Raw genomic sequence first — 21,589 nt, 5'->3', positions numbered from 1 at the left:
AATCTGTGGCACAAAGTCACTTTCTTCGGCCGCCGCCAGGGCCACTCCGGTCACCGGGTGAACTCGACCGTCCCACCAGCGACGAGAGTCTGTGCCTGACCACGGCATTCGACGAGGATCGGTGAGGCTTCGCTGGGCTCGGCGCTCAGGGTCGAGGACCGTCCCAACACGGTCAGCCGGAGCCGGTGCCCGCGGTAGCGGAACGTGAAGGCCAGCCTGCCGAGCGGTTCGGGCCACATCGGCCCGACCACGATCCGGTCCCGGCGCAGCTCCAACCCGGTGAAACACCGCTGCAGCAGGTCGATGCTGCCGGCCATCGCCGCCAGGTGGATCCCCTCGGCGGTGGTGCCGCGCTGGATGTCGACGACGTCGGAGGCCAGCACCCGGCGGAAGTAGTGCATGGCTTCACGGCGGTCACCACGGGCCAGCACCCAGGAGTGCACCACTGCGCTCAGGGTCGATCCGTGTGAGGTGCGCTTCTGGTAGTAGTCGATGGTGGCCGGAATCTGTTCCGGTGCGAAGTTGTACCCGAGGCGGTCGAACAACTCGTAGAGTTCGTCGGCCGACAACAGATAGAACAGCATCAACGTGTCGGCCTGCTTGCCCGCCCGATAGTTGTTGACGCTGTCGCCCTCGGCTTCGAGGATGCGGTCCAGCCGCTGCAGATCGTCGTAGCGGTTGCGGTAGGCCTCCCAATCGAGTTCGCGCAGTCGGTCATACCCTTCGAACTGCGTGATGACCCCGTCGTGGAACGGCACGAACATCCGGCGGCTGACGTCCTCCCAGTGCGCCAGGTCCTCGTCTCCGACGCCGACCGTCTCCAGAAGCGCCAGCCGGTAGGACAACGGCAACCGCTCGAGGGCCTCCAGTGTCCGCACGATCACCCACACCGCCATCAGGTTGGTGTAGGCGTTGTTGTCGACTCCGTCGTATTCCCTTCCCGGATAACCGGAATGGAACTCATCCGGTCCGATGACACCGCGGATCACATATCGGTCGCGGTGCGGGTCCAGGTTCGCCGCACTCACCCAGAACTTGGTGATCTCCACCAGCATCTCGGCGCCGTAGTCGATGAGAAAGCCGATGTCCCCGGTGACCTGGTAGTGCTGCCAGATGTTGAAGGCGATGGCCAGACCCACGTGATGGGCGCGGGCGCTGGCGTCGGGATTCCACCGGCCCGAACGCGGATTCAGGTGCAGCCGTTGACTTTCCTCGCGTCCGTCGCTACCGGACTGCCACGGGAACATCGCCCCGGCGTATTCTGCCTCGGCTGCGGCACGCCGGGCCTCGGGGAGCCGCCGATAGCGGTACAGCAGCAGGGACCGGGTGACCTTGGGCAACCGCATGTTCAGCACGGGGAAGACGAACAGCTCGTCCCAGAAGACATGCCCGCGGTAGGCCTCACCGTGCAGTCCCCGCGCAGGCACCCCGACATCGAGGTCCGCGGTGTGGGGCGACAGGGTCTGCAGCAGGTGCAACTGGTGTAGGCGGACGAGACGCAGCAGATTCGGGTCGTGTCCCATGTCGATGTTGAAGCGCTCCCACAGGTGGGCCCAGGCCAGCCGATGTCCGTCCTCCAGCCGGTCGAAGGTGTCCGCGCCGGCGATCTCGCGCTCGGCAGCCGTCACGGGCCCGGACATGCCGTGGTCCCGACCGGTGTACACCGCGATCACCTTCTCCAGCGTGACCGCCTGCCCCGCGGTGACAACGACCTCGATGTCGTGCCCGATCCGGCAGTCGTCCCGGAATACCCTCTGGTCCACGGACTCCGGTTCCCCGCCGGTCACGCGGTGGCGTGCGGCGACGGCGATCTGGATCTGCGACTCCCCCGTGTGGGTCTGCAGAAGCACGGCATCACGGGACAGTTCGCGCATGGCGTCGACGGTCAGGTGCCGGGACGACAGCGCCCGGTACCGTTCGACACCCAGATTCTCGACACCCCCGTCGAGCACGGACCGCAATTGCAGCCTCCCCGACCAGTTCTCGGCACGCACGGTCGTCGCCATCGCCGCCACGTGCGGCCGGTGCATCGCCACCAGTCGGCGCTGCCGGATCCGGGTGATGCGGCCGGCCTGATCCCGCATCACGAACTCGCGCGTCAGCGTAGCCCGGCGCAGGTCCAGCGTGGTGACGTAGGACGTGAATTCCACCGCATCGATGTCGAACCACGCCCCGCCGTCGACGCGGAAGGTCACCGGTAGCCAGTTGGGCAGATTCACCAGGCTCTCGTTGTCGACGGTCGTCCCGGCGATCTCGTCGAAGAGCCGGTTGTAGATGCCGGCCACATACGTCGCCGGGTAGTGCAGGCGGCTCGCGTCGCACTCGGGAGCGGCGCCCCGGGTCGCGAGATAGCCGTTACCCAGCGTGCACAGCGCCTCCCGCAGCCTTTCGTCTTCGGGCAGATAACCGCCGAACGTCAGCGTCCACGGATCGTTGGTGAGGTCCTGCTCGACGGCGAGCTGGTCCGACAACCGGGCAAGGAAGGCGCAGACGGCCGCCGGACTGTCGAGGGCGAACCGGGCGGCCGATCGGCGATCTCCCGATTCGGCGCTGCGCACCGCGACTCCGATCCCGCGCAGCCGCACGGCGTCGAAGCCGTCCTCGTCGGTGAGGTCGTCCCCGATGTACACGGGTAGCAGAAGCTCGTCGCCGTCGATGCGGTCGAGGATCCATTCGACCGCCCGGCCCTTGTGCCAACCGGTGTCCGGTTTCAGCTCGACCACCCTGCGCCCACCATCAGCCCGTAATCCGTTGCACTGTGCGATGTTCCGGACCGCGGTGACGACCTCGTCGACGGATTCCGCGGCGACGTTGCGATAGTGCACCGCGATCGAGAACCGCTTGTCCTCGATCAGCACACCATCTACTGCGCCGACCCGCTCACGCACCTCGGCCAGCGCGCCGGCGAGTACGCGCACTATTTCCAGGCCCGCCTCGTTCTCCTGGATCCCGCCGTCGGGCGAACAGAGTTCGAAGCCGTGGCTGCCGGCGTACCAGATACCGGGGACGCCGATGCGATCCCGGATGTCGGCCAGCGCACGTCCGCTGACCACGGCGACGGGGCAGCGCGCCGCCAACGCGTCGAGGACCGACCGCGCCCCGGGCACCAGGGCGGCCGTGTCGGGATCGCCCACGATGTCGGACAGTGTCCCGTCGAAGTCCAGCAGTACGACGGGGGTACGTGTCTCGGCCAGCGGCACGATCTCGCCGTAGGACTGCAGCGCATCGGCGAGCTCCGACATCCGTCGGTAACCGTCACGGACCGTCACCGCGACGAGATCGGGCACCACCACGTCGGCGCCACAGCTCCGGAGATCCTCGGCGCGCTCCGCCCGGTCGATGCCGACGATCAGCGCGAACCCACCCGCGCGCGCGGTCCTGACCCCCGCTTCTCCCCCTGCGACGACGACGCAGCGCCCCGGGTGCACCCCGAGACGTCGTGCGGTCTCCCGAAGCATCGCCGACTCGGCACAGCCGACGCCGATTCCGGCTGCGGTGAGCCGACGCGCCAGATCCCCCTGCGAGGCGGACAGCGCCACTTCGTCGGCCACCGGATCGTCGACCTCGAAGATCACCGCGTCGTGGTGGCGCGGATCGATGAACACCGGCATTCCCATCCCTCCATGGCAGCGGCCCGGCACCCATACCGGAAGGGGACGAAGTCCTTTTCCGGGTGTCGCCGCCCGCCAAGGGACTTAAGCCCTTTCGAAGTCGGGACCTTCGGCCGACCAGAAGCGACGTCAGAACGTTCCGCCGGGCCCCTGCGGAGGTGCACGCTTGACCCCATGGAATCAGGAACCCGGAACACCCACGTCTGCGACATCTCGGCCCTGTCCATCGGTGACGCCGAGGAGGCCGGCGGCAAGGGCGCCAACATGGGCGAACTCGTCGCTGCGAAGCTGCCGGTACCGCCCGGTTTCGTCCTGCTCCGTGACTGCTACCGGGACTCCATGCGCGCCGGGGGGGTCGACGCGGAGCTGGCGAGCTTGCACCGGGAGGCGCTCGACGACGTCGCCGACACCGCACGACTCGGCGAGCTCTGTGAACGCATGCAGGGTCTGGTGCGCAAGGCCGGCGTCGACGATGCCACCGCCGCGGACATGCTGGCGGCCTACCACGCGATGGGGCCCGGCGCTGTCGTCGCCGTGCGGTCCTCGGCCACCGGCGAGGACGGTGCCGACGCGTCGTTCGCGGGCATGAACGCCACCCTGACCAACATCACCGGCGACGACGGCCTGGTGACCGCCGTGACACGGTGCTGGATGTCGCTGTTCAGTCCGCGCGTCATCACCTACCGGGCCAGCCGGGGCTTCCTCGGCACGCCGGCGATGGCCGTCGTGGTGCAGAAGATGATCGACTCCGAGAAGTCCGGGGTGGCCTTCACCGCCGACCCGAGCACCGGGGCCCGCGACCGGGTGGTGATCGAGGCGGCGTTCGGTCTCGGCGAGGTGGTCGTGTCGGGCTCGGTGGAACCCGACACCTACGTGGTGTCCAAGGAGACCATGGAACCGATCGACGTCCGGCTGGGCAACAAGACCTTCAAGATCGTGCGCGGCGAGGACGGCAGCGACACGGTCGTGCAACTCGACGACGCCACCGCGGCGTCCCGGGTGCTGACCGACGAGGAACTGCATTCCGTCGCCGAGCTCGCGATCGCCACCGAACGCCACAACGGCTGCCCGCAGGACACCGAGTGGGCCATCGCCGACGGCGCCGCCTACCTCGTCCAGGCCCGGCCGATCACCACCCTCGGACACACCACTCCGCCGGCGCGGACCGAACACGTCGTGCTGGCCCGCGGGCTCGCCGCGGCGCCGGGCATCGCATCGGGCAAGGTACGGGTGCTGCAGACACCCGACGAGGGGCACCGCCTGCAGGAGGGCGAGATCCTCGTCGCGCAGATGACCAATCCCGACTGGCTGCCGACGATCCGGCGGGCCGCCGCGCTGGTCACCGATACCGGGGGCATGACCTGCCACGCCGCGATCGTCGCCCGCGAACTCGGCGTCCCGTGCATCGTCGGTACCCGCACGGGGACCCGGGACCTGCACGACGGGACCACCGTCACCGTCGACGGCGCCCGCGGCGAGGTGGCGTCGGGAGTCACCGAGCCGGCCCCGCAGATGACGGTCTCGCCGCGCAGCGCCCCGGCACCGGTGACCGCGGAGGTCACCGGAACCCGGGTCTATGTGAATCTCGCCATGCCGGAGAGCGCGGAAACCGTTGCGGCCCAACCGGTTGACGGCGTGGGACTGCTGCGCGCGGAGTTCATGCTGACCGAGGCGCTCGGCGGCCGCCACCCCCGTGATCTGATCGCGCGCGGCGAGCAGAACATGCTGGTCGAGAAGATGGTGGATTCGGTCGGCAGGATCGCCGCGGCGTTCTCGCCCCGCCCTGTGGTGTACCGGGCCACCGACTTCCGCAGCAACGAGTTCCGCGGCCTGACCGGCGGTGCCGAATACGAGCCGGTGGAACACAATCCGATGATCGGCTTCCGCGGGTGCTACCGCTATATCAAAGAGCCCGACCTGTTCGCCCTCGAGCTGGAGGCGCTGGCCCGGGTGCGCGAGCGCTCCCCGAACGTCGCGTTGATGATCCCGTTCGTGCGTACCCGCTGGGAACTCGAGGAGTGCCTGTCGCTGGTCGACGCGAGTCCGCTGGGACGCCAACGGGGTCTGCACCGGTGGGTCATGGCCGAGGTGCCCTCGGTGGTGCACTGGCTGCCCGAGTACATCGGCATGGGCATCGACGGGGTGTCCATCGGCAGCAACGACTTGACCCAGCTGGTGCTCGGTGTCGACCGCGACTCCGACGTGTGCGCCGAGCTGTTCGACGAATCCGATCCGGCGGTGCTGCACGCCATCCGGCGGATCATCGAGACCGCCAACAAGTTCGGCATCACCTCCTCGTTGTGCGGCCAGGCGCCGTCGACCAACCCGGCCTTCGCCGAACACCTGGTGCGGCTCGGCATCACCTCGGTGTCGGTGAACCCCGACGCCGTCGACGCCACCCGCAGGGTGATCGCCGCGGCGGAGCGGCGCATCATGCTCGCCGCCGCCCGGTCCTGACCGGAGGACCAATGACCCTAGGCCCCCTCACCGGGGTTCCCTAGCGTGAGTGAGGCACCGGCAGAACGGAGAACGCGATGACAACCGCGAACAGCGACATGCCGGTGGTCGCCGGCATCGACGGATCCGCCGCGGCGCTGGGTGCCGCGTTGTGGGCCGTGGACGAAGCCGCCGCACGCGGGACCACGCTGCGGCTGGTCTACGTGACCAAACCGTCGGACCGCAGCGCCGCCGAGTACGCCGAGGATGTCCGGCATGGCCGTCAAAGTCTGCGTGAGGCACAGGTTCTCGTGCAATCGACAGGTGAGTCCGTCGACGTCGAAACCGAGATCGTGGACGGGCCGGCCACCCAGGCGCTGGTCGCGTTGTCCGAGCACGCGCAGATGGTGTGTGTCGGTTCGGTCGGCATCGGCCGTTATGCCCGTTCGATTCTCGGCTCCACCGCGGCCGATGTGGCCGCGGCGGCCCGCTGTCCCGTCGCGGTGATCCGGCCCGAGTCGAGGGTCGGCGTGGACACGCCCAACTGGATCATCGTGGCGGTCAACGACCGGCCGCACAACGACGCCGTCGTCGAGCACGCCCTGCAGGAGGCGGCGTTGCGCCACGCTCCCGTGCTGGTTCTCGGTGACGGCCGGACCGCGGCGTCGGCGGAGGTGCTCGAACAACGCATCCGGCCGTGGCACGAACGCTATCCGCAGGTGCACGTGTACCCGACCGCGAACCGGGCCGACGTCGCACACTTTCTGAAGAAGCACGACGAGCCGGTGCTCCTCGCGGTGCTCGGGGACGACGAGGCCGACGAGGTCGCCCAGATCGTCGGCCACGGCCGTTCCGCGCTCCGGCACGGCGCGTCCTCGGCGCTGGTCGTCCGGTCCTGATCCCTTCGAACACAAGGAGACAGCATGTCCGACTCTTCCCCCGACCTCGGGATCCTCGTCGGCGTCGACGGCTCTCCCGAGTCGCATGCCGCGGTGCGGTGGGCAGCACAGGAGGCGGTCCTGCGGCGCCGTCCGGTGACGCTGATGCACGTCGTCACGCCGATCGTGGTGACCTGGCCGATCGACACGGTCGTCGCGAACTTCTACGAATGGCAGGAGGACAACGCCCAGCGCGTGCTCAAGCAGTCCCAGGAGACCCTCGCGGCCGCCGTGTCCGACTCCACCGCCCCGACGGTGAACGTCGAACTGCGCCACGACGGCATCGTGCCCGAGTTCACCGAGGCCTCCAAGCACGCCGACCTTCTGGTGCTCGGCAGCCGGGGACTGGGCCCCGTCGGTGGTGCCGTGCTGGGATCGGTCAGCCGGGCACTGCTGCACCATGCGCACTGTCCGACCGTGATCGCCAAAGAGGGCGTGGTGCCCAGAGATGCCGGTGCGCTGCCGGTGCTGCTGGGCATCGACGGCTCGCCCGCGTCGGAGAACGCGACGGCGTTCGCCTTCGACGAGGCTTCCCGTCGCGGCGCCGATCTGGTGGCCCTGCACGCGTGGAGCGACGTCGCGGTCTTCCCGATCCTCGGCATGGACTGGCACCAGTACGAGCAGGAGGGCCACGAGATCCTGGCCGAGCGGCTCGCCGGCTGGCAGGAGCGCTACCCCGACGTCCACATCCGGCGCCGGATCGTGTGCGACACACCGGCCCGCTGGCTGATCGACGAGTCCAGGCACTCTCAGCTGGTCGTCGTCGGCAGCCGCGGTCGCGGCGGCATCGCGGGTCTGCTCCTGGGCTCGGTCAGCACCACCGTCGCCGAATCGGCGCTCGCACCGGTCGCCGTCGTGCGCGGCTGACGTGGCCGGCTCCGGTCACACCCGGTGGCGCCCGCTCCTCGAACCCGCGCTGACGATCCTCACGGTCGGGGCGCTGGGCGCCGGCGCGGTGGCCTGGTTGTCGGGGGCCGACCGGATCGCCGACATGTGCTGGGCCGCCGGAACGGCCGTCGCGATCGTGCCCGCCGTGGCATGGGTGATCCTCGCGCTGCGCAGCGGACGCCTCGGGGTGGACCTGATCGCGGTGCTGTCACTGGGCGGCACCCTGCTGGTCGGCGAATACCTCGCGGGCGCCCTGATCGCGGTGATGCTCGCGGGCGGCCGCGCTCTCGACGCCGCGGCCTCGCGACGCGCGTCGCGTGACCTCACCGCACTGCTGGAACGCGCCCCGCGCTTCGCCCGGCGGCGTACCGGCACCGAGGTCCAGACGGTGCCCATCGCCGAGGTCGCCGTGGACGACGTCCTGGTCATCGCGCCGGGAGACGTGGTCCCGGTGGACGGCAGGGTCGTCGACGCGGTCGCGGTGCTCGACACCTGGCCGAATCTTCCGGCGGCATCCAGCCCTACCAGGTCGACGACCTGCTGGCCTGCCTCTACGGTCTGCACGCGCTGCTGCGGCTGCACTTCGTCCAGGAGGAGGAGAACTACTTCACGCTGGTCCAGACAGACCCCGATCGGTGATCCACGGAGCAGAGGACCATTGGCCCTGGACCGTTCGACGGGGCCGGGCGACAGTAGAGGGGCCGGACGGAGGTTTTCAGATGCACGACACGGCCGTGGACATCGAGGTCATCACCGACGCCGTGGCGCTGGCTTCCCGTGCGCCGTCCCTGCACAACAGTCAGCCGTGGCGATGGGTCGCCGATGCCACCGCGGTGATGCTGTTTCTCGACGACGCCGCGGCGCCGCGGCACACCGACCCGACCGGACGGGAGCTGGTGATCAGCTGCGGGGCCGTCCTCGACCACTTCCGGGTGGCCATGGCGGCGGCCGGGTGGCGATCGCACACCGAGCGGTTCCCGAATCCGAACAACCTCGACCACCTGGCGACGGTCGGCTTCAGCAGACTGGACTTCGTCACCGACGCACACCGCCGACGCGCCGACGCCGTGTCGCGCAGGCACACCGACCGGCTGCCGTTCGCCGAACCGGCCCACTGGGACGGGTTCCTGCGGGGGCTCACCCCGTTCTCGGCGTCTCAGGGGGTGTCCCTTCACGTCCTCCCCGATGCGTCGCGGGCCGCCCTCGTCGAGGCCTCAGAACTGACCAGGACGATCCGCCGTTACGACTCCGACTATCACGCCGAACTCATCGGCTGGACCGCCGATGTCGCGGTCGCCGAGGGGATTCCGTCTGCTGCACTGTTGTCTCCGATCGAGAGCGCCCATGTCGGCATCGCCCGTGACTTCCCGGCCGCCGGTCACGGCGACCGGCGCGGTGAGATCGCCGAGGACCATGCCAGAGTGGTCGTGCTGTCGACCGGGGACGACAGCCGCGCCGTGTTCCTGGCGTGTGGGGAGATGCTGTCGTCGTTCCTGCTCGACGCCACCTTGGCAGGGCTCTCGACGTGCACCCTGTCCCACCTCATCGAGGTTCCCGAGAGCCGGAAGACCCTGGCGGCGCTGACCGGATCGCCGGACTCACCCCAACTGCTGGTCCGGGTGGGTACTGCGCCCTCTTCCCGAGCAACCGGACCGCCGACACCGCGCCGTCCGCCCTCCGACATCCTTCGGTTCGAGGACTGAGGGCATGGTCAGGTCGTCTGCGGTGCTCGTCGGGGTCGACGGATCGGCGACCGGCGCCGCGGCCGCGGCGTGGGCCGTGAAGGAGGCTGCGAGCAGAGACCTCCCGCTGCGCCTCGTGCACGCCGTCACCGCGACGGGGGACGGGCGGGTCGACGCGCAGGACCTTGCCCGCGCAGGGCGCATCGTGCACAACGCGGTCACCGCCGTCGAGGCGCTGGGGGCGCCCGTGCGGATCGAATCCCAGATCATCTGCGGGGCCACAGCACCCGCGCTGAGTGCAGCGTCGCATGATGCGGCCATGCTCTGCCTCGGTTTCACCGACGGCGCCTCCGGGCGGCACCGCGCGCGCAGATCCACCGCCGCCGAGATCGCGTCCTCGGCACGCTGTCCGGTGGCGATCATCCACCCTGCGGCCAACCACTCGCCCGGTGCGCGCTGGGTGGTGGCGGAAGCCGGTGCATCACCGTCGGACGACGCGACGTCAACGCGTGCCGTCGACGAGGCGTTGTTGCGGGGCGCTCCGCTGCGCATCGTCGCGGCCTGGCCCTCCCGTTACCCGGACATGTACGACGACCATGCGGTGGCGAGGAAGAATCGGCTGGTCAAGGCGCGGTGGGAGCGTTGGCTGGCGCCGAGGCGCCGACAGCACCCTGATCTGGATGCGCACGTCACCGCGGCGCCGGGCAGCATCCTGAACTATCTTGCCCGACATCGGAAAGGGATCCGGCTGGCAGTTCTCTCACACGAACGCGCCGACGATGTGGCCGAGTTGCTCGCTCCGTGCGTCGATTGCGAGTTCGACATCCTGATCTGCGACGCCCCGCCGGGACGTCGTCACGACCGGACCAGCAGCAGCGAGCAATCCGGATAGCCGAGGATCGGATGGGAGTTGTTCCTGCCCACCTCGGCCAGTTCGACCGCATCGCGGCGACCCACCACCGCCAGTCCGATCCCATTGGGGGCGAGGTCATTTCGAGCATACTGCCGACCGGTACCCGCGGCCACGAGTTCGACGTGGACGTCGGGGTAGCGACGCACCCAGCTGTCGGTGCGTCTGTCGATCTGACGTACGGTCGCATGCCGTAGCCTGCCCTCGTGCATCGCCAGATGGACGGTGGCGTCGGTGTCGTCGTCATCGGAGAGAACCACGGCGATCGCTCCGGCGGTCTGCGGTAGACCGTCCCGTCCGGTCCTGATGACGGCCACCGGGCAGTCCGCGCCCGCGGCCAGCGCTCGCGCGGTCGGTCCGATCGTCGGTGCGTCGGCGCTCGCGACCGGTCGGGACCCGACACAGATCATCGACGCGTCCCGGGACTCCCGCACCAGGACGGGGCCGGGCTCACCGACTGTCGAGACCACCTCCACCTCGAGTGAGTCGTGCGAAGCCAGGGCGGCGATCTTCGCCCTGTCCAGTACCGCGTCGTCCGGTGCCGGCGACGCCACGGCGTGCACGAGGCGCAGGCACACCTCCCGGGCGAGCGCCTCGGCCGCAGCCCAGCGGACGGCGTTGACGGCCGCCCGGGATCCGTCCACACCCACGACGACCGGCTTGTGGCGCAGCGGCAGCGCCGACATCACGACGTCGCCGTCAGCACGACCTTCAACGCTCCTGAGTTCGCAGCATCGCCGAAAACCTGGTAGGCCGTGTCGAATTCGTCCATCGGGTACCGGTGGGTGATCATGGTGGCGGCGTCGAGCCGGCCGTTGGCGACCAGCGAGATCAGGGTCGGCGTGGAGTGGGTGTCCACCAGCCCGGTGGTTATCGTCAGGTTCTTGATCCAGATCCGCTCCAGATGCAATGTCGCGGGCGCGCCGTGCACACCGATGTTCGCGACGTGCCCGCAGGGCCGCACCAGATCGACCGACTCCTCGAAGGTCTCGGGAAGACCCACCGCCTCCATCACGACGTCGGCGCCGAGACCGCCGGTGAGTTCGTCGATCACGTCGCGAGGCCGTCGCGAGCGGGAGTTCACGGTCACGTCGGCGCCCAGCTTCTTCGCGGCCTCCAACCGCGTGTCGGCGACGTCGATCACGACGATATGGCTCGGGCTGTACAACTTCGCGGTGAGAACGGCCGCCAGACCGATCGGGCCGGCGCCGACGATGGCCACCACGTCTCCGGGTCCGACTCTGCCCGCGAGGACGCCGACTTCGTAGGACGTCGGAAGGATGTCGGCCAGGACGATCATCTGCTCGCCGCTGACGCCGGCCGGCACCTTATGGGTCGAGTTGTCCGCGAACGGGACCCGGACATACTCCGCCTGCGTTCCGTCGATGAGGTGTCCCAGGATCCATCCACCGCCGCCGAGGCACTGGCCGTAGTGACCCTGCCTGCAGTACCGGCATGCACCACACGAACTGATACAGGACACCAGCACCCGGTCACCGACCGAAAGGGTCTGTACCGCGGATCCGATCGCGGTCACCGTCCCCACGGCTTCGTGGCCGAGGATGCGTCCCGACTCCACCTCCGGCACATCACCTTTGAGGATGTGCAGATCGGTACCGCAGATCGTCACCGTGTCGACGCGGACGATCGCGTCCGTGGCGTCCACGAGGACAGGATCCGGCACCGTCTGCCAGGACCGCTGCCCCGGACCCGTGTAGACCATCGCCTTCATAATCGCCCCTCTCAGGTGTTCGGGTGTCTAGGTCGTGTTGTTGCTGCGGCCACCGTTGTCCGCGAGGTCGTCGAGCTCCCGATCCCAGTTCTGCGACCGCAGGTGGTCGAGCCTCAGCCGCAGCAGCATCCACGTCGCCACCCCGAGCCCCGTCACCGCGAACCACACGCCGAGCGCCCCGACGACGGCCTGGGTGGCGGCGTCCCCGTCGGTCAGCCCCTTGCGCACCAGATCTCCCGAGTCGTCGACCCAGATCGTCAGCCGGTCGCCCGCACTCTTGCGCGAGGTTGCAATCTCGGCGGTGCGTGCGACGCCGCCGACATTCCAGCCGATCTCGGTGAGATACGTCGTCTCGTAGGGCTCCGATACCGTCCGGCTGTCCCGGACGACGGTCGCATCGACTTCCCTGTGGGTGAGGCGTTCGGCGGCAAGGGAATTCGTCAGCCGGTCGTACTCCGCCGTCCCGACCGCCCCGGCGATCGGGACGGCACACACACCCGCGACGACGATCAGCGTCATCACCGCCGCCTCGACGCGGTCGGTCGACCGGACGAGCGGACTACGGGACGCCAGCCGGCGTAGCCACACCCCGAAACCGAGCGTGAAGGTCTGCATCACAGTTCTCCAGATCGCGTCCGTCCGACCTCAGCCCGCTCCGCGGACCACGATGACGGGTAGGCGTGCCGCCTGCGCCACCGCGCTGCTGACCGAGCCGAGCAGCATCCCGGTGAATCCGCCGCGGCCGTGGCTGCCCACGACCAGCAGTTGCGCGCGCCGGGATTCGTCGATCAACCGATGCGTCGGATTGTCCTGCGCCACCACTCGGCGGACTTCGACGTCGGGGTACTGCTCGCCCCAGCCCGCCAGCCGCTGGGCCAGTTCCTCCTCGGCCTGGGCCGCCACGTCGATAACCGACACGTCCACGTAGAAGTCGGCGCTGTTCATCCATGTGTGGACGGCGACCAGCCCGACACCGCGCCGCGACGCCTCGTCGAAAGCCAGCGCCACCGCCGGCTCCGAGGCCGGCGACGCATCGACGCCGACCACAACCGGATCCGACGATGCGGCCTCCTCCACTTCCTCGTCGTGGATCACCGCGACCGGGCACCGCGCGTGGTGAAGCATTGCCGCAGTGGTGGATCCCAGCAGGAGGCGCCCCAGTCCGCTGAGACCGCGGCACCCGACCACCAGCAGATCGGCCTCGCCGGACGCCTCGACGAGCATCGGCTTCACCCGGCCGGACAGTGTCACCTCCTTGACGGGAACCTGACGCCGGTCCTGGAGGGCCGCGGAGACGACTTTGACCGCTTCGGCGACGATTTCGGCGCAGCGGCGATCGATCGCCGCGGTGTACTCGGGTACCACCGGCATGTCCAACCACGGGCCGATCTCGTCGGTCGGCTTGACATGCACCAGCGTGACGGGCACATCCCGCAGAGAGGCTTCACGTGCTGCCCACTGTGCTGCTGCCAGCGAGCTCGGTGAGCCGTCGACTGCGGCGATCACGCCGTAGGGCCGGTTCGTGGGAAGGGTCATCGGATCACCTCTCACTCGTGATGGGGGCCGGGGTGAGGACCCCGAAGTCGCCGTCGAAGCGCCGGTACAGCACGCTGGCCCGGCCTTGTGCGGCATCGACGTAGAACAGGAACGGAAGGCCCAGAAGCCTCAGTCGTTCGAGCGCGTCCTGCTCGCGCAGGCACGGCACCGCGTGCGGGCTGATCGTGACGAGTCCCTGGAACGGCGCCACCTCGCCGGCCAGGGACGGCGCCACGAGCGCGATCCGATAGCCCGTCGGCTCTGACCGGTAGACGACAGCGGCTGTCCCCGAACCCTTCTCGGCGAAGAGATGGAAGTCGTAATCGAGCAGTTCCATCTCCGCGACCGCGTCGTCGACCGTGCACGGCGCCATGGAGTAGGACTTGCGGCGAATGATCCTGGGCTCACGCGGAGTTCCTCCGAACGACCGGATTTCCCGTTCGGCCTTGTCGTCGTGCCGCCACGGCGGCGCCGCACCCGGGCCTCGCGGCGTATCCCAGCGGTCGTGGAGGTGTTCCAGCCGGCGACGCAGACGCGATTCCAGCGTGTCGATGGCCTCCTGCGCGGTCGCCGCCTCCACCTGGGCACGTACGGGTCGGCCCCCGACGTCGAGGTTCGCCTGGGCGATCACCGGCCGCTCCACGGCCGGGTCGTGCCGACGGGTCAACCGGACGCGCGCGTAGGAGACCGGCCGCCGGGCGAGGCGGGTCAGCCCGCCGATCTTGGACTGTGCGTATTCGGCGATACCCGGAAAATCTCCGTGTGTGGTCACGTCGACGTCGACAGTCGGGGGCGCTTCTGCTCCGTTGCTCATAATCTGTTGGTACGCCCTCCCATAGCGCGGCGTTAGGGCCGAAGGTCCTCCGCCGTGTGGGCGGGCGTAAAGCCCTGGACAGGGGGCATCTTCACAGCCTTTTCGGCGCGCCGCTTGATGCCGAGCAGGATGCCCCGCGTGACGAACGCGCGCGCGGGCCCGACCAGTTCGGCCGCGACGACCTCTCCCGGATGCCGAAGTGCCAGGCGGGATCTGATCAGCAGCCGGCATTGGTCGTCCCCGCGCGGGATCAGATGGAACGACCACACCATCTCCCACGGCAACCCCGGCGGCGCCGCTCGCAACACGATCGACTGCGGCGCGGTCATCCGCGCGACCGTCATCTCCACCCCGTCGGCCAGCCCGAACCATTTTCGGGGCACCAGCCGTACGGAGTCCCCGACAGCCAGGTGCTGCCACTCGGGGTGGATCAAGTCGGCATTGTGGTAGTCCAAACCTGCGGCGTTCTCCAGGGTTTCGAAGCTGTAGAGGCCACCGCGATCCTGGCCGATCTGTACCACCCACGGCCACACCGCGTCGACGGGCGCGTCGATCGAGACGCCCTCGGTGGCCTGCAGGACCGGGGGCCCCAGCAACTCGTCACCGGCGAGCACGCTCGACGATTCTCCTTTGGTGGTGCCCCAGTCACGAAAGTAGCGCCGTGCGCCGTACAACGCCGCTGCCGCCACAGCAGCCCGGATCATCCGCTTGGTCATGCCGTCACCTTCGCGCAGACCGCGGGGACGCACTAGGGCCGGTGGTCCTCATATCCGTCACGGTAAGGGCCGCTGCACCGTGCTCGCCGGACGAACGACTCTGATCTGGAGGACTTCAGTCCCTAGTCGCCGGGCGTGGCCGGTGGTCGGATGCGAGGAGCAGCACCGATTGTCGAGAATCGAGGAGGAGACATGAACAACGTTGTCGTGCCGCAGAATCGCCGGTCGCCGTGGGCAATCCTACCGTCCACTTCGTCATGGAGCAGAAGATGTTGCGGGGCATCAGGCAGCGTGCCCAGCGACCGCGCTGCCACCATATCGCCGAGAGAAGCAGCCGCGATCTGATCAGGAATGCACGACCATGACCGGCCGGTGTGACCGGTTGACCGCCGCGACGGCGACGCTGCCGAGCAGCACCTCACGCACCGCCGAGCGGCCGCGCGAACCGACCACCAGCACGGCGGCGTCCCTACGGTCGGCGAAGTCGATCAGCGCGTCGGCGGTCGCCCGGTCGCGCGGGCGTCCGAGCCAGTTCGGTTCGCTTGTCGAGAGCACTTCCACATCGTCGGGCCACTGCCGGGCGGCGGGGTCGTCGTCCTCGTCGCGGACCCCGGCGAGCACCACTTCCCGGTCCGGGAACAGGGTGCGGGCCTTCTCGGCTGCCGCGTCGGCGCCCGGCGACCCGTCGAAGGCCACCACGATCGGACCGCGGGCCAGCGCGGCGAACTCCTCGGCCAGCAACGGATTCGGGACCACCAGCACAGGGACCGTCGAGTAGTGCACCGCCATGTCGGCGACGCTGCCAATGACGGCGTCGGTGGCGTCGAGGCCGCGGTCCCCGAGCACGAGGACGTCACTGTGCATCTGTTCGGCCAACTGCGAGAGCCGCATTCCGTCGGAACCGTACGTGCGTTTCACCACCGGTTCGGCATCCCACTCGGCGGCCTTGGCCAGGGCCACCCCGGCGGACGCGATGGTGTCCGCCTCCCGGGCGCCCTCGCGCTCGATCAGCTCGGCGAGTTCGTCGGCGGTGCGCGCGGCGGCCCGCAGCCTGCGGCGCAGGCGCTTGCCGGCGAAGGGGGGCTGCCAGATGTGGGCGATCCATGCGTGCGCGTTGGGGAACAGCGCGGCGCCGGCGTTGATGGCCGCGCAGGCCGCCGGTGAACCGTCGTATCCGACCATCACGTTCGCCGGCATTCGCACTCCCCCTTGCTGTCGGGCCCACGCAGCCATCAACACCGTCGAGGCTAGGACCGCCCCGGATCGTGCCGGTAGGGACCTAATGCCCTTCTTCGTCTGCCCACGAATTCCCTGGACAGCAGGCGCATACTTGGTGCGATGACTGGACCTGAGCACCAGCCCCGAAAACCCGTGATCCTCACCGTCGACGACGACCCTGCGGTGTCGCGCGCCGTGGCCCGGGATCTCCGCAGGCACTACGGCGAGAAGTACCGGATCATGCGCGCGGAGTCGGGCCCCGATGCGCTGGAGACGCTGAACGAACTGAAGCTGCGCGGTGAGACGGTGGCGGTGTTCGTCGCCGACTACCGGATGCCGCAGATGAGTGGCATCGAGTTCCTCGAAGCCGCGATGGACATCTTCCCGCTCGCCCGGCGCGTGCTGCTCACCGCGTACGCCGACACCCACGCCGCGATCGACGCCATCAACGTCGTCGATCTGGACCACTATCTGCTCAAGCCGTGGGACCCGCCGCAGGAGAAGCTCTACCCGGTGATCGACGCGCTGCTCGACGCGTGGCGCTCCACCGGCGACCGCGCGATCCCGCACACCAAGATCATCGGTCACCCGTGGAACGCGAGGTCTTCGGAGGTGCGCGAGTTCCTGGCGCGAAACCGGTTGTACTACACCTGGTTCCGTTCCGACGAGCCGAAGGGCGCCGCGCTGCTGGAGGCGGCGGGCCAGGACGGGATGACGTTGCCGGTGATCATCACCGAGCAGGGCGAGACGCTGGTCGACCCGACCGACGCGGAGCTGGGCTCGACGCTGGGGCTGACCACGACCCCGTCGGGCGACTTCTACGACCTGGTGGTCATCGGCGGGGGTCCCGCGGGCCTGGCCGCGGCCGTCTACGGCGCCTCCGAAGGCCTCAGGACCGTGCTGATCGAGCGCACCGCGACCGGCGGGCAGGCCGGGCAGAGCTCCCGCATCGAGAACTACCTCGGTTTCCCCGACGGCCTCTCGGGCGCCCAACTCGCCGAACGCGCCCGCAGGCAGGCCGAGAAGTTCGAGGCCGAGCTGATCACCGCCGCCGAGGTCACCCGCCTGGAGGTCGACGGCAACGCGCGCACCGTGCACCTGTCCGACGGCCGCACCATCGGCACCCGCGCGGTGATCCTCGCGATGGGCGTCGAGTACCGGCAACTTCCGGCGGACGGCTGCGCGGATCTGACCGGCGCCGGGGTGTACTACGGAGCGACCGCGTCGGTGGCGGCCGACTGCGACGACGACGAGGTGTACGTGATCGGCGGCGCCAACTCCGCCGGCCAGGCCGCGATGCACCTGGCCCGCACCGCGAAGACGGTGACGATCGTCAGCAGGCGCACCCTCGAGGACTCGATGTCGCACTACCTGATCCAGCAGATCAGGGCACAGGACAACATCAGGGAACTGCCGCACACCGTGGTGCACGCGGTCAAGGGCGACGGCCACCTCGAAGGGATCTGTCTGGAGAACACGCAGACCGGACAGCGCGACGAGGTGACGTGCGGGCGGATGTTCATCTTCATCGGCGCGGAGCCCCGCACCGAATGGCTCGACGGCGTCGTGGTGCGCGACGACCACGGGTTCATCCCGGCCGGGCCCGATCTGCGCGACGTCAGCGGCTGGACACTGGACCGGCCGCCGCACCATCTGGAATCCAGCGTCCCCGGGGTGTTCGTCGCCGGCGACGTCCGGGCAGACTCGGCCAAGCGGGTGGCCGCGGCCGTCGGTGAGGGATCGATGGCGGTGATGCTCGTGCACCGGTATCTCGCCGAGACATGAGCACCGGCGACCCCATGTCCGGGCAGGTGGCGGAATCAATCCACGGCGGTACGCGTTTGTCTACCTCGCTACAGGAAGGACCCACCCATGGGTGAGAAGTGTCTGCCCGACGAACTGCGGAGCCTGTTCCTGTTCGAGAAGCTGACCGACGACCAACTGCAGGACCTGTGCGCCCACGGCCACATCGCGACGTTCGAACCGGGCCCCATCTGCACCGAGGGCGATCCGGCGACCTGCTTCTACGTGATGATCGACGGCGAACTGGTGATGTCCAAGCGCTCCGGGGGCGTCGACCTCGAAACCAACCGCACGTCGCAGCGCGGCGTCTACTGCGGGGCGTGGTCGGCCTACGTGCCGGGTGAGGACAAGACCTATCAGGCCTCGGTGCGGGTGACCCGACCCTCGCGGTTCTTCGTGCTCGACGCGGCGGCCTTCGCGACGTTCATGCAGCGCGAGTTCCCGATGGCCGTGCATCTGCTGGAAGGCCACATGGTCGGCGGCATGCGGCAGCGCCAGATCATCGACACCCGGGAGAAGCTGCTCGCCCTCGGCCAGCTGTCGGCGGGCCTGACCCACCAGCTCAACAATCCGGCCGGGGCGACCGCACGCGCGGTGGCCGACCTGCGCGAGGGCGTCGGCAAGATGCGCCACAAGCTCGCCATGCTGGCCGACGGCAAGTTCACCCCGGAGGCACTGCGGGTCCTGGTCAGCATCCAGGACGAGGTCGCCGAGCAGGTCGCCAAATCGAAGGCCCAGGAGCTCACCGCGATCGAGACCTCCGACCGGGAGGACCAGATCGGCGACTGGCTCGAAGCACACGGCATCTCGGCGGCATGGGACTACGCGCCGACGTTCGTCGACGCGGGGCTCGACGTGGACTGGCTGGAGCGGGTCGAGGCCTCGATCGACGACGTCGACTGCTCGGCGACCCTGCCGGGGGCGATCGGCTGGCTGAAGTACACCATCGACAACGAGCTGCTGATGAACCAGATCGCCGAGGCCAGCAAACGCATCTCGGCGCTGCTGGCCGGCGCGAAGCAGTACTCCCAGATGGACCGCGCCGAGTACCAACAGGTCAACGTCCACGAACTGCTCTTCAGCACGGTCAAGACGATCTTCGGCGACAAGCTTGGCAAGGACAAGATCAACCTGGTGTGGGACAAGGACAAGACGCTTCCCGAACTGCTCTGCTATCCGGGCGATCTCAACCAGGTGTGGACCAACATCATCGACAACGCGATCCAGGCGATGGACGGTCAGGGCACCTTGACGATCCGCACGATGCGGGAGAACGAGGACCTGATCCGCGTCGAGATCTGCGACGACGGCCCCGGGATTCCCGACGACATCATCGACCGCATCTTCACGCCGTTCTTCACCACGAAGCCGTTCGGTGAGGGCACCGGCCTGGGCCTGGATCTCGCGTGGCGCATCGTCGTCGAGAAGCACAAGGGCAACCTGACCGTGCAGTCGCAGCCCGGCGACACCCGGTTCGTCATCTGCCTGCCGCTGGCGGCCCCCGCCCCGACGGGTCCGTCCAATGAGTGACGTCACGCCGGATCTGGGCCGCTTCGGATCGTTCGGCCGCGGGGTCACCCCGGAGCAGGCACAGCAAATCGAGGCCCTGGGTTACGGCGCGGTGTGGGTCGGCGGATCGCCGCCCGCCGAGCTCGACTGGGTCGAGCCTCTCCTTGCCGCGACGACGACACTGCAGGTCGCCACCGGCATCGTCAACATCTGGACCGCCGACGCCGGCCCGGTCGCCGAGTCCTTCCACCGGATCGAGTCGGCCCATCCCGGTCGGTTCCTGCTCGGCATCGGCGTCGGCCATCCAGAGGCGCACCAGCAGTACCGCCGACCGATCGACGCGCTGGTCGAATACCTGGACAAGCTCGACGAGTACGGCGTCCCGCGCGGGCGGCGCGTCGTCGCCGCACTGGGCCCGAAGGTGCTGAAGCTCTCGGCGGACCGTGCCGCCGGCGCGCACCCGTACCTGACGACACCGGAACACACCGCGCGGGCGCGGGAGCTGATCGGCCCGGAGGCGTTCCTGGCCCCGGAGCACAAGGTGGTGCTGACGACCGATGAGCGCTCGCGCGAGGAGCATGTGACCGACCCCGACCGGGCCCGCGAGGTCGGCCGGAAAGCTCTGGAGATCTACCTGGACCTGGCCAACTACCTCAACAGTTGGAAACGTCTCGGATTCGGTGATGAAGACGTCGCAAAACCGGGTAGTGACCGTCTGGTGGATGCCGTGGTCGCCTATGGCACCGCCGAACAGATCGCCGCGCGTCTGAAAGAACATCTCGACGCAGGCGCCGACCACGTGCCCGTGCAGGTGCTGACCGGCTCCGACAAGCTGGTGCCCGCACTGGCGGAGTTGGCCGGCCCGCTGGGACTCGAAAGCACAGAGGAGCAACGATGACGAACTCCGAGGGCCCGTCGCTGAAGCCCGCGCTCGGCCGTTTCGGCGTGTGGACCGGCGAGCCGGTCACCCCCGACCAGGCAGTCGAGATCGAGAAGCTCGGGTACGGCACGGTCTGGGTGGGCGCCTCGCCCGCGGCGGATCTGGCGTTCGTCGAGCCGATCCTGGAGAAGACGGAGACGCTGCAGGTCGCCACCGGCATCGTCAACATCTGGACGGCGGACGCCGACGAGGTCGCCGAGTCCTATCACCGCATCGAGAAGGCGTTCCCGGGCAGGTTCCTGCTCGGTGTCGGTGTCGGACACCCCGAGCACACACAGGAGTACACGAAGCCCTACCAGGCACTGGTCGACTATCTCGACAAGCTGGATGCGGCGAAGGTGCCCACCAGCCGCATGGTGGTGGCCGCGCTCGGACCCAAGGTGCTCAAGCTCGCAGCGCAGCGCAGCGCCGGCGCACACCCGTACCTGACGACGCCGGTGCACACCGGACAGGCGCGCGAACTGCTCGGCCCGACGGTGCTGATCGCTCCCGAACACAAGGTGGTGCTGACCGACGACGCCGAGAAGGCCCGCGAGATCGGCCGCGGCACCGTCGACTTCTATCTGGGGCTGTCCAACTATGTGAACAATTGGAAGCGCCTCGGCTTCACCGAGGAGGACCTGGAACGCCCCGGCAGCGACCGCTTCATCGACGCCGTCGTCGCCTACGGATCGCCCGACGAGATCGCGGCACGGCTGAGCGAGCACCTGGCCGCCGGCGCCGACCACGTCGCGATCCAGGTGCTCGGCGGCGGCGACGAGTTGCTGTCGACGCTGGAGGAACTGGCCGGCCCGCTGGATCTCAAGGCCGCGGACTGACCGTGGCGCGCTCGTCGGTCGGGCGCTAGATAGGGTCA

General features: G+C 69.0%; 17 protein-coding genes and 1 pseudogene. 10 read left to right on the top strand and 8 right to left on the bottom strand.

Annotated elements, in window-relative coordinates; translation table 11 throughout:
* Nucleotides 1-50: 50 nt before the first annotated feature.
* Nucleotides 51-3,611: a trehalose-phosphatase gene (gene otsB, locus DYE23_RS06010; RefSeq protein WP_115326748.1), complete on the bottom strand. Its 3,561-nt coding sequence runs from the start codon at nucleotides 3,609-3,611 to the stop codon at nucleotides 51-53.
* A gap of 174 nt (nucleotides 3,612-3,785) precedes the next feature.
* Here otsB and ppsA point away from each other — a divergent pair, with 174 nt between their 5' ends.
* From ppsA to DYE23_RS05980, 6 genes and pseudogenes are all read left to right on the top strand, one after another.
* Nucleotides 3,786-6,068, top strand: coding sequence for a phosphoenolpyruvate synthase (ppsA, locus tag DYE23_RS06005; protein WP_115326747.1), 2,283 nt, complete (start codon nucleotides 3,786-3,788; stop codon nucleotides 6,066-6,068).
* A 77-nt stretch (nucleotides 6,069-6,145) separates the two neighbouring features.
* Nucleotides 6,146-6,946, top strand: a complete 801-nt coding sequence (locus DYE23_RS06000; RefSeq protein ID WP_115326746.1) for a universal stress protein — start codon at nucleotides 6,146-6,148, stop codon at nucleotides 6,944-6,946.
* Between the two features lie 24 nt (nucleotides 6,947-6,970).
* Nucleotides 6,971-7,852 carry a universal stress protein gene (locus tag DYE23_RS05995; RefSeq protein WP_013472681.1) on the top strand — a complete coding sequence of 294 codons (882 nt, stop codon included), beginning with the start codon at nucleotides 6,971-6,973 and terminating at the stop codon, nucleotides 7,850-7,852.
* Nucleotide 7,853: 1 nt separating this feature from the next.
* Nucleotides 7,854-8,363, top strand: a pseudogene (locus tag DYE23_RS05990) (P-type ATPase actuator domain-containing protein); the annotation flags it as partial.
* Nucleotides 8,364-8,592: 229 nt separating this feature from the next.
* Nucleotides 8,593-9,576 (top strand): Acg family FMN-binding oxidoreductase, encoded by a 984-nt coding sequence (locus DYE23_RS05985; protein ID WP_011895822.1) that lies wholly within the window; start codon nucleotides 8,593-8,595, stop codon nucleotides 9,574-9,576.
* Nucleotides 9,577-9,580: 4 nt separating this feature from the next.
* Complete coding sequence (locus tag DYE23_RS05980) at nucleotides 9,581-10,447, top strand: universal stress protein (RefSeq protein ID WP_115326745.1); 867 nt, start codon at nucleotides 9,581-9,583, stop codon at nucleotides 10,445-10,447.
* Here the strand turns inward: DYE23_RS05980 and DYE23_RS05975 are convergent.
* From DYE23_RS05975 to DYE23_RS05945, 7 genes are all read right to left on the bottom strand, one after another.
* The gene (locus DYE23_RS05975; protein ID WP_011895824.1) at nucleotides 10,411-11,151 is read right to left on the bottom strand and encodes a universal stress protein; all 741 of its coding nucleotides are present in this window, start codon (nucleotides 11,149-11,151) and stop codon (nucleotides 10,411-10,413) included. The two genes, DYE23_RS05980 and DYE23_RS05975, sit on opposite strands and share 37 nt — an antisense overlap.
* Entirely contained in the window at nucleotides 11,151-12,197 is a 1,047-nt protein-coding gene (locus tag DYE23_RS05970; RefSeq protein ID WP_115326744.1) for a zinc-dependent alcohol dehydrogenase family protein, read from the bottom strand. The genes DYE23_RS05975 and DYE23_RS05970 overlap by 1 nt, the downstream gene beginning before the upstream one ends.
* A 27-nt stretch (nucleotides 12,198-12,224) precedes the next feature.
* Complete coding sequence (locus tag DYE23_RS05965) at nucleotides 12,225-12,812, bottom strand: Rv1733c family protein (RefSeq protein ID WP_115326743.1); 588 nt, start codon at nucleotides 12,810-12,812, stop codon at nucleotides 12,225-12,227.
* Nucleotides 12,813-12,842: 30 nt separating this feature from the next.
* Nucleotides 12,843-13,733, bottom strand: a complete 891-nt coding sequence (locus DYE23_RS05960; RefSeq protein WP_115326742.1) for a universal stress protein — start codon at nucleotides 13,731-13,733, stop codon at nucleotides 12,843-12,845.
* Nucleotides 13,734-13,737: 4 nt separating this feature from the next.
* Nucleotides 13,738-14,547: a ribosome hibernation promotion factor gene (locus DYE23_RS05955; protein ID WP_115326741.1), complete on the bottom strand. Its 810-nt coding sequence runs from the start codon at nucleotides 14,545-14,547 to the stop codon at nucleotides 13,738-13,740.
* A 32-nt stretch (nucleotides 14,548-14,579) separates the two neighbouring features.
* Nucleotides 14,580-15,263, bottom strand: a complete 684-nt coding sequence (locus DYE23_RS05950) for a hypothetical protein (RefSeq protein ID WP_013472686.1) — start codon at nucleotides 15,261-15,263, stop codon at nucleotides 14,580-14,582.
* A 345-nt stretch (nucleotides 15,264-15,608) separates the two neighbouring features.
* Nucleotides 15,609-16,460: a universal stress protein gene (locus DYE23_RS05945; protein WP_115326740.1), complete on the bottom strand. Its 852-nt coding sequence runs from the start codon at nucleotides 16,458-16,460 to the stop codon at nucleotides 15,609-15,611.
* 141 nt (nucleotides 16,461-16,601) lie between these two features.
* Between DYE23_RS05945 and DYE23_RS05940 the strand changes: the two genes are divergently transcribed.
* The 4 genes from DYE23_RS05940 (at nucleotide 16,602) to DYE23_RS05925 (ending at nucleotide 21,551) form a co-directional block, all read left to right on the top strand.
* Complete coding sequence (locus DYE23_RS05940) at nucleotides 16,602-18,266, top strand: NAD(P)/FAD-dependent oxidoreductase (protein WP_011895831.1); 1,665 nt, start codon at nucleotides 16,602-16,604, stop codon at nucleotides 18,264-18,266.
* 87 nt (nucleotides 18,267-18,353) lie between these two features.
* Complete coding sequence (locus tag DYE23_RS05935; protein WP_115326739.1) at nucleotides 18,354-19,814, top strand: ATP-binding protein; 1,461 nt, start codon at nucleotides 18,354-18,356, stop codon at nucleotides 19,812-19,814.
* Nucleotides 19,807-20,691, top strand: coding sequence for an LLM class F420-dependent oxidoreductase (locus tag DYE23_RS05930; protein ID WP_115326738.1), 885 nt, complete (start codon nucleotides 19,807-19,809; stop codon nucleotides 20,689-20,691). Before DYE23_RS05935 ends, DYE23_RS05930 begins: the two co-directional genes overlap by 8 nt.
* Nucleotides 20,688-21,551, top strand: coding sequence for an LLM class F420-dependent oxidoreductase (locus tag DYE23_RS05925; RefSeq protein WP_115326737.1), 864 nt, complete (start codon nucleotides 20,688-20,690; stop codon nucleotides 21,549-21,551). The genes DYE23_RS05930 and DYE23_RS05925 overlap by 4 nt, the downstream gene beginning before the upstream one ends.
* Nucleotides 21,552-21,589 lie beyond the last annotated feature (38 nt).

Origin of the sequence: Mycolicibacterium gilvum, from assembly GCF_900454025.1 — a bacterium.
In the GTDB taxonomy this organism is placed as follows: domain Bacteria; phylum Actinomycetota; class Actinomycetes; order Mycobacteriales; family Mycobacteriaceae; genus Mycobacterium; species Mycobacterium gilvum.
Note: the sequence above shows the minus strand (reverse complement) of the source record. Positions and strands in the feature narration are given on the sequence as shown.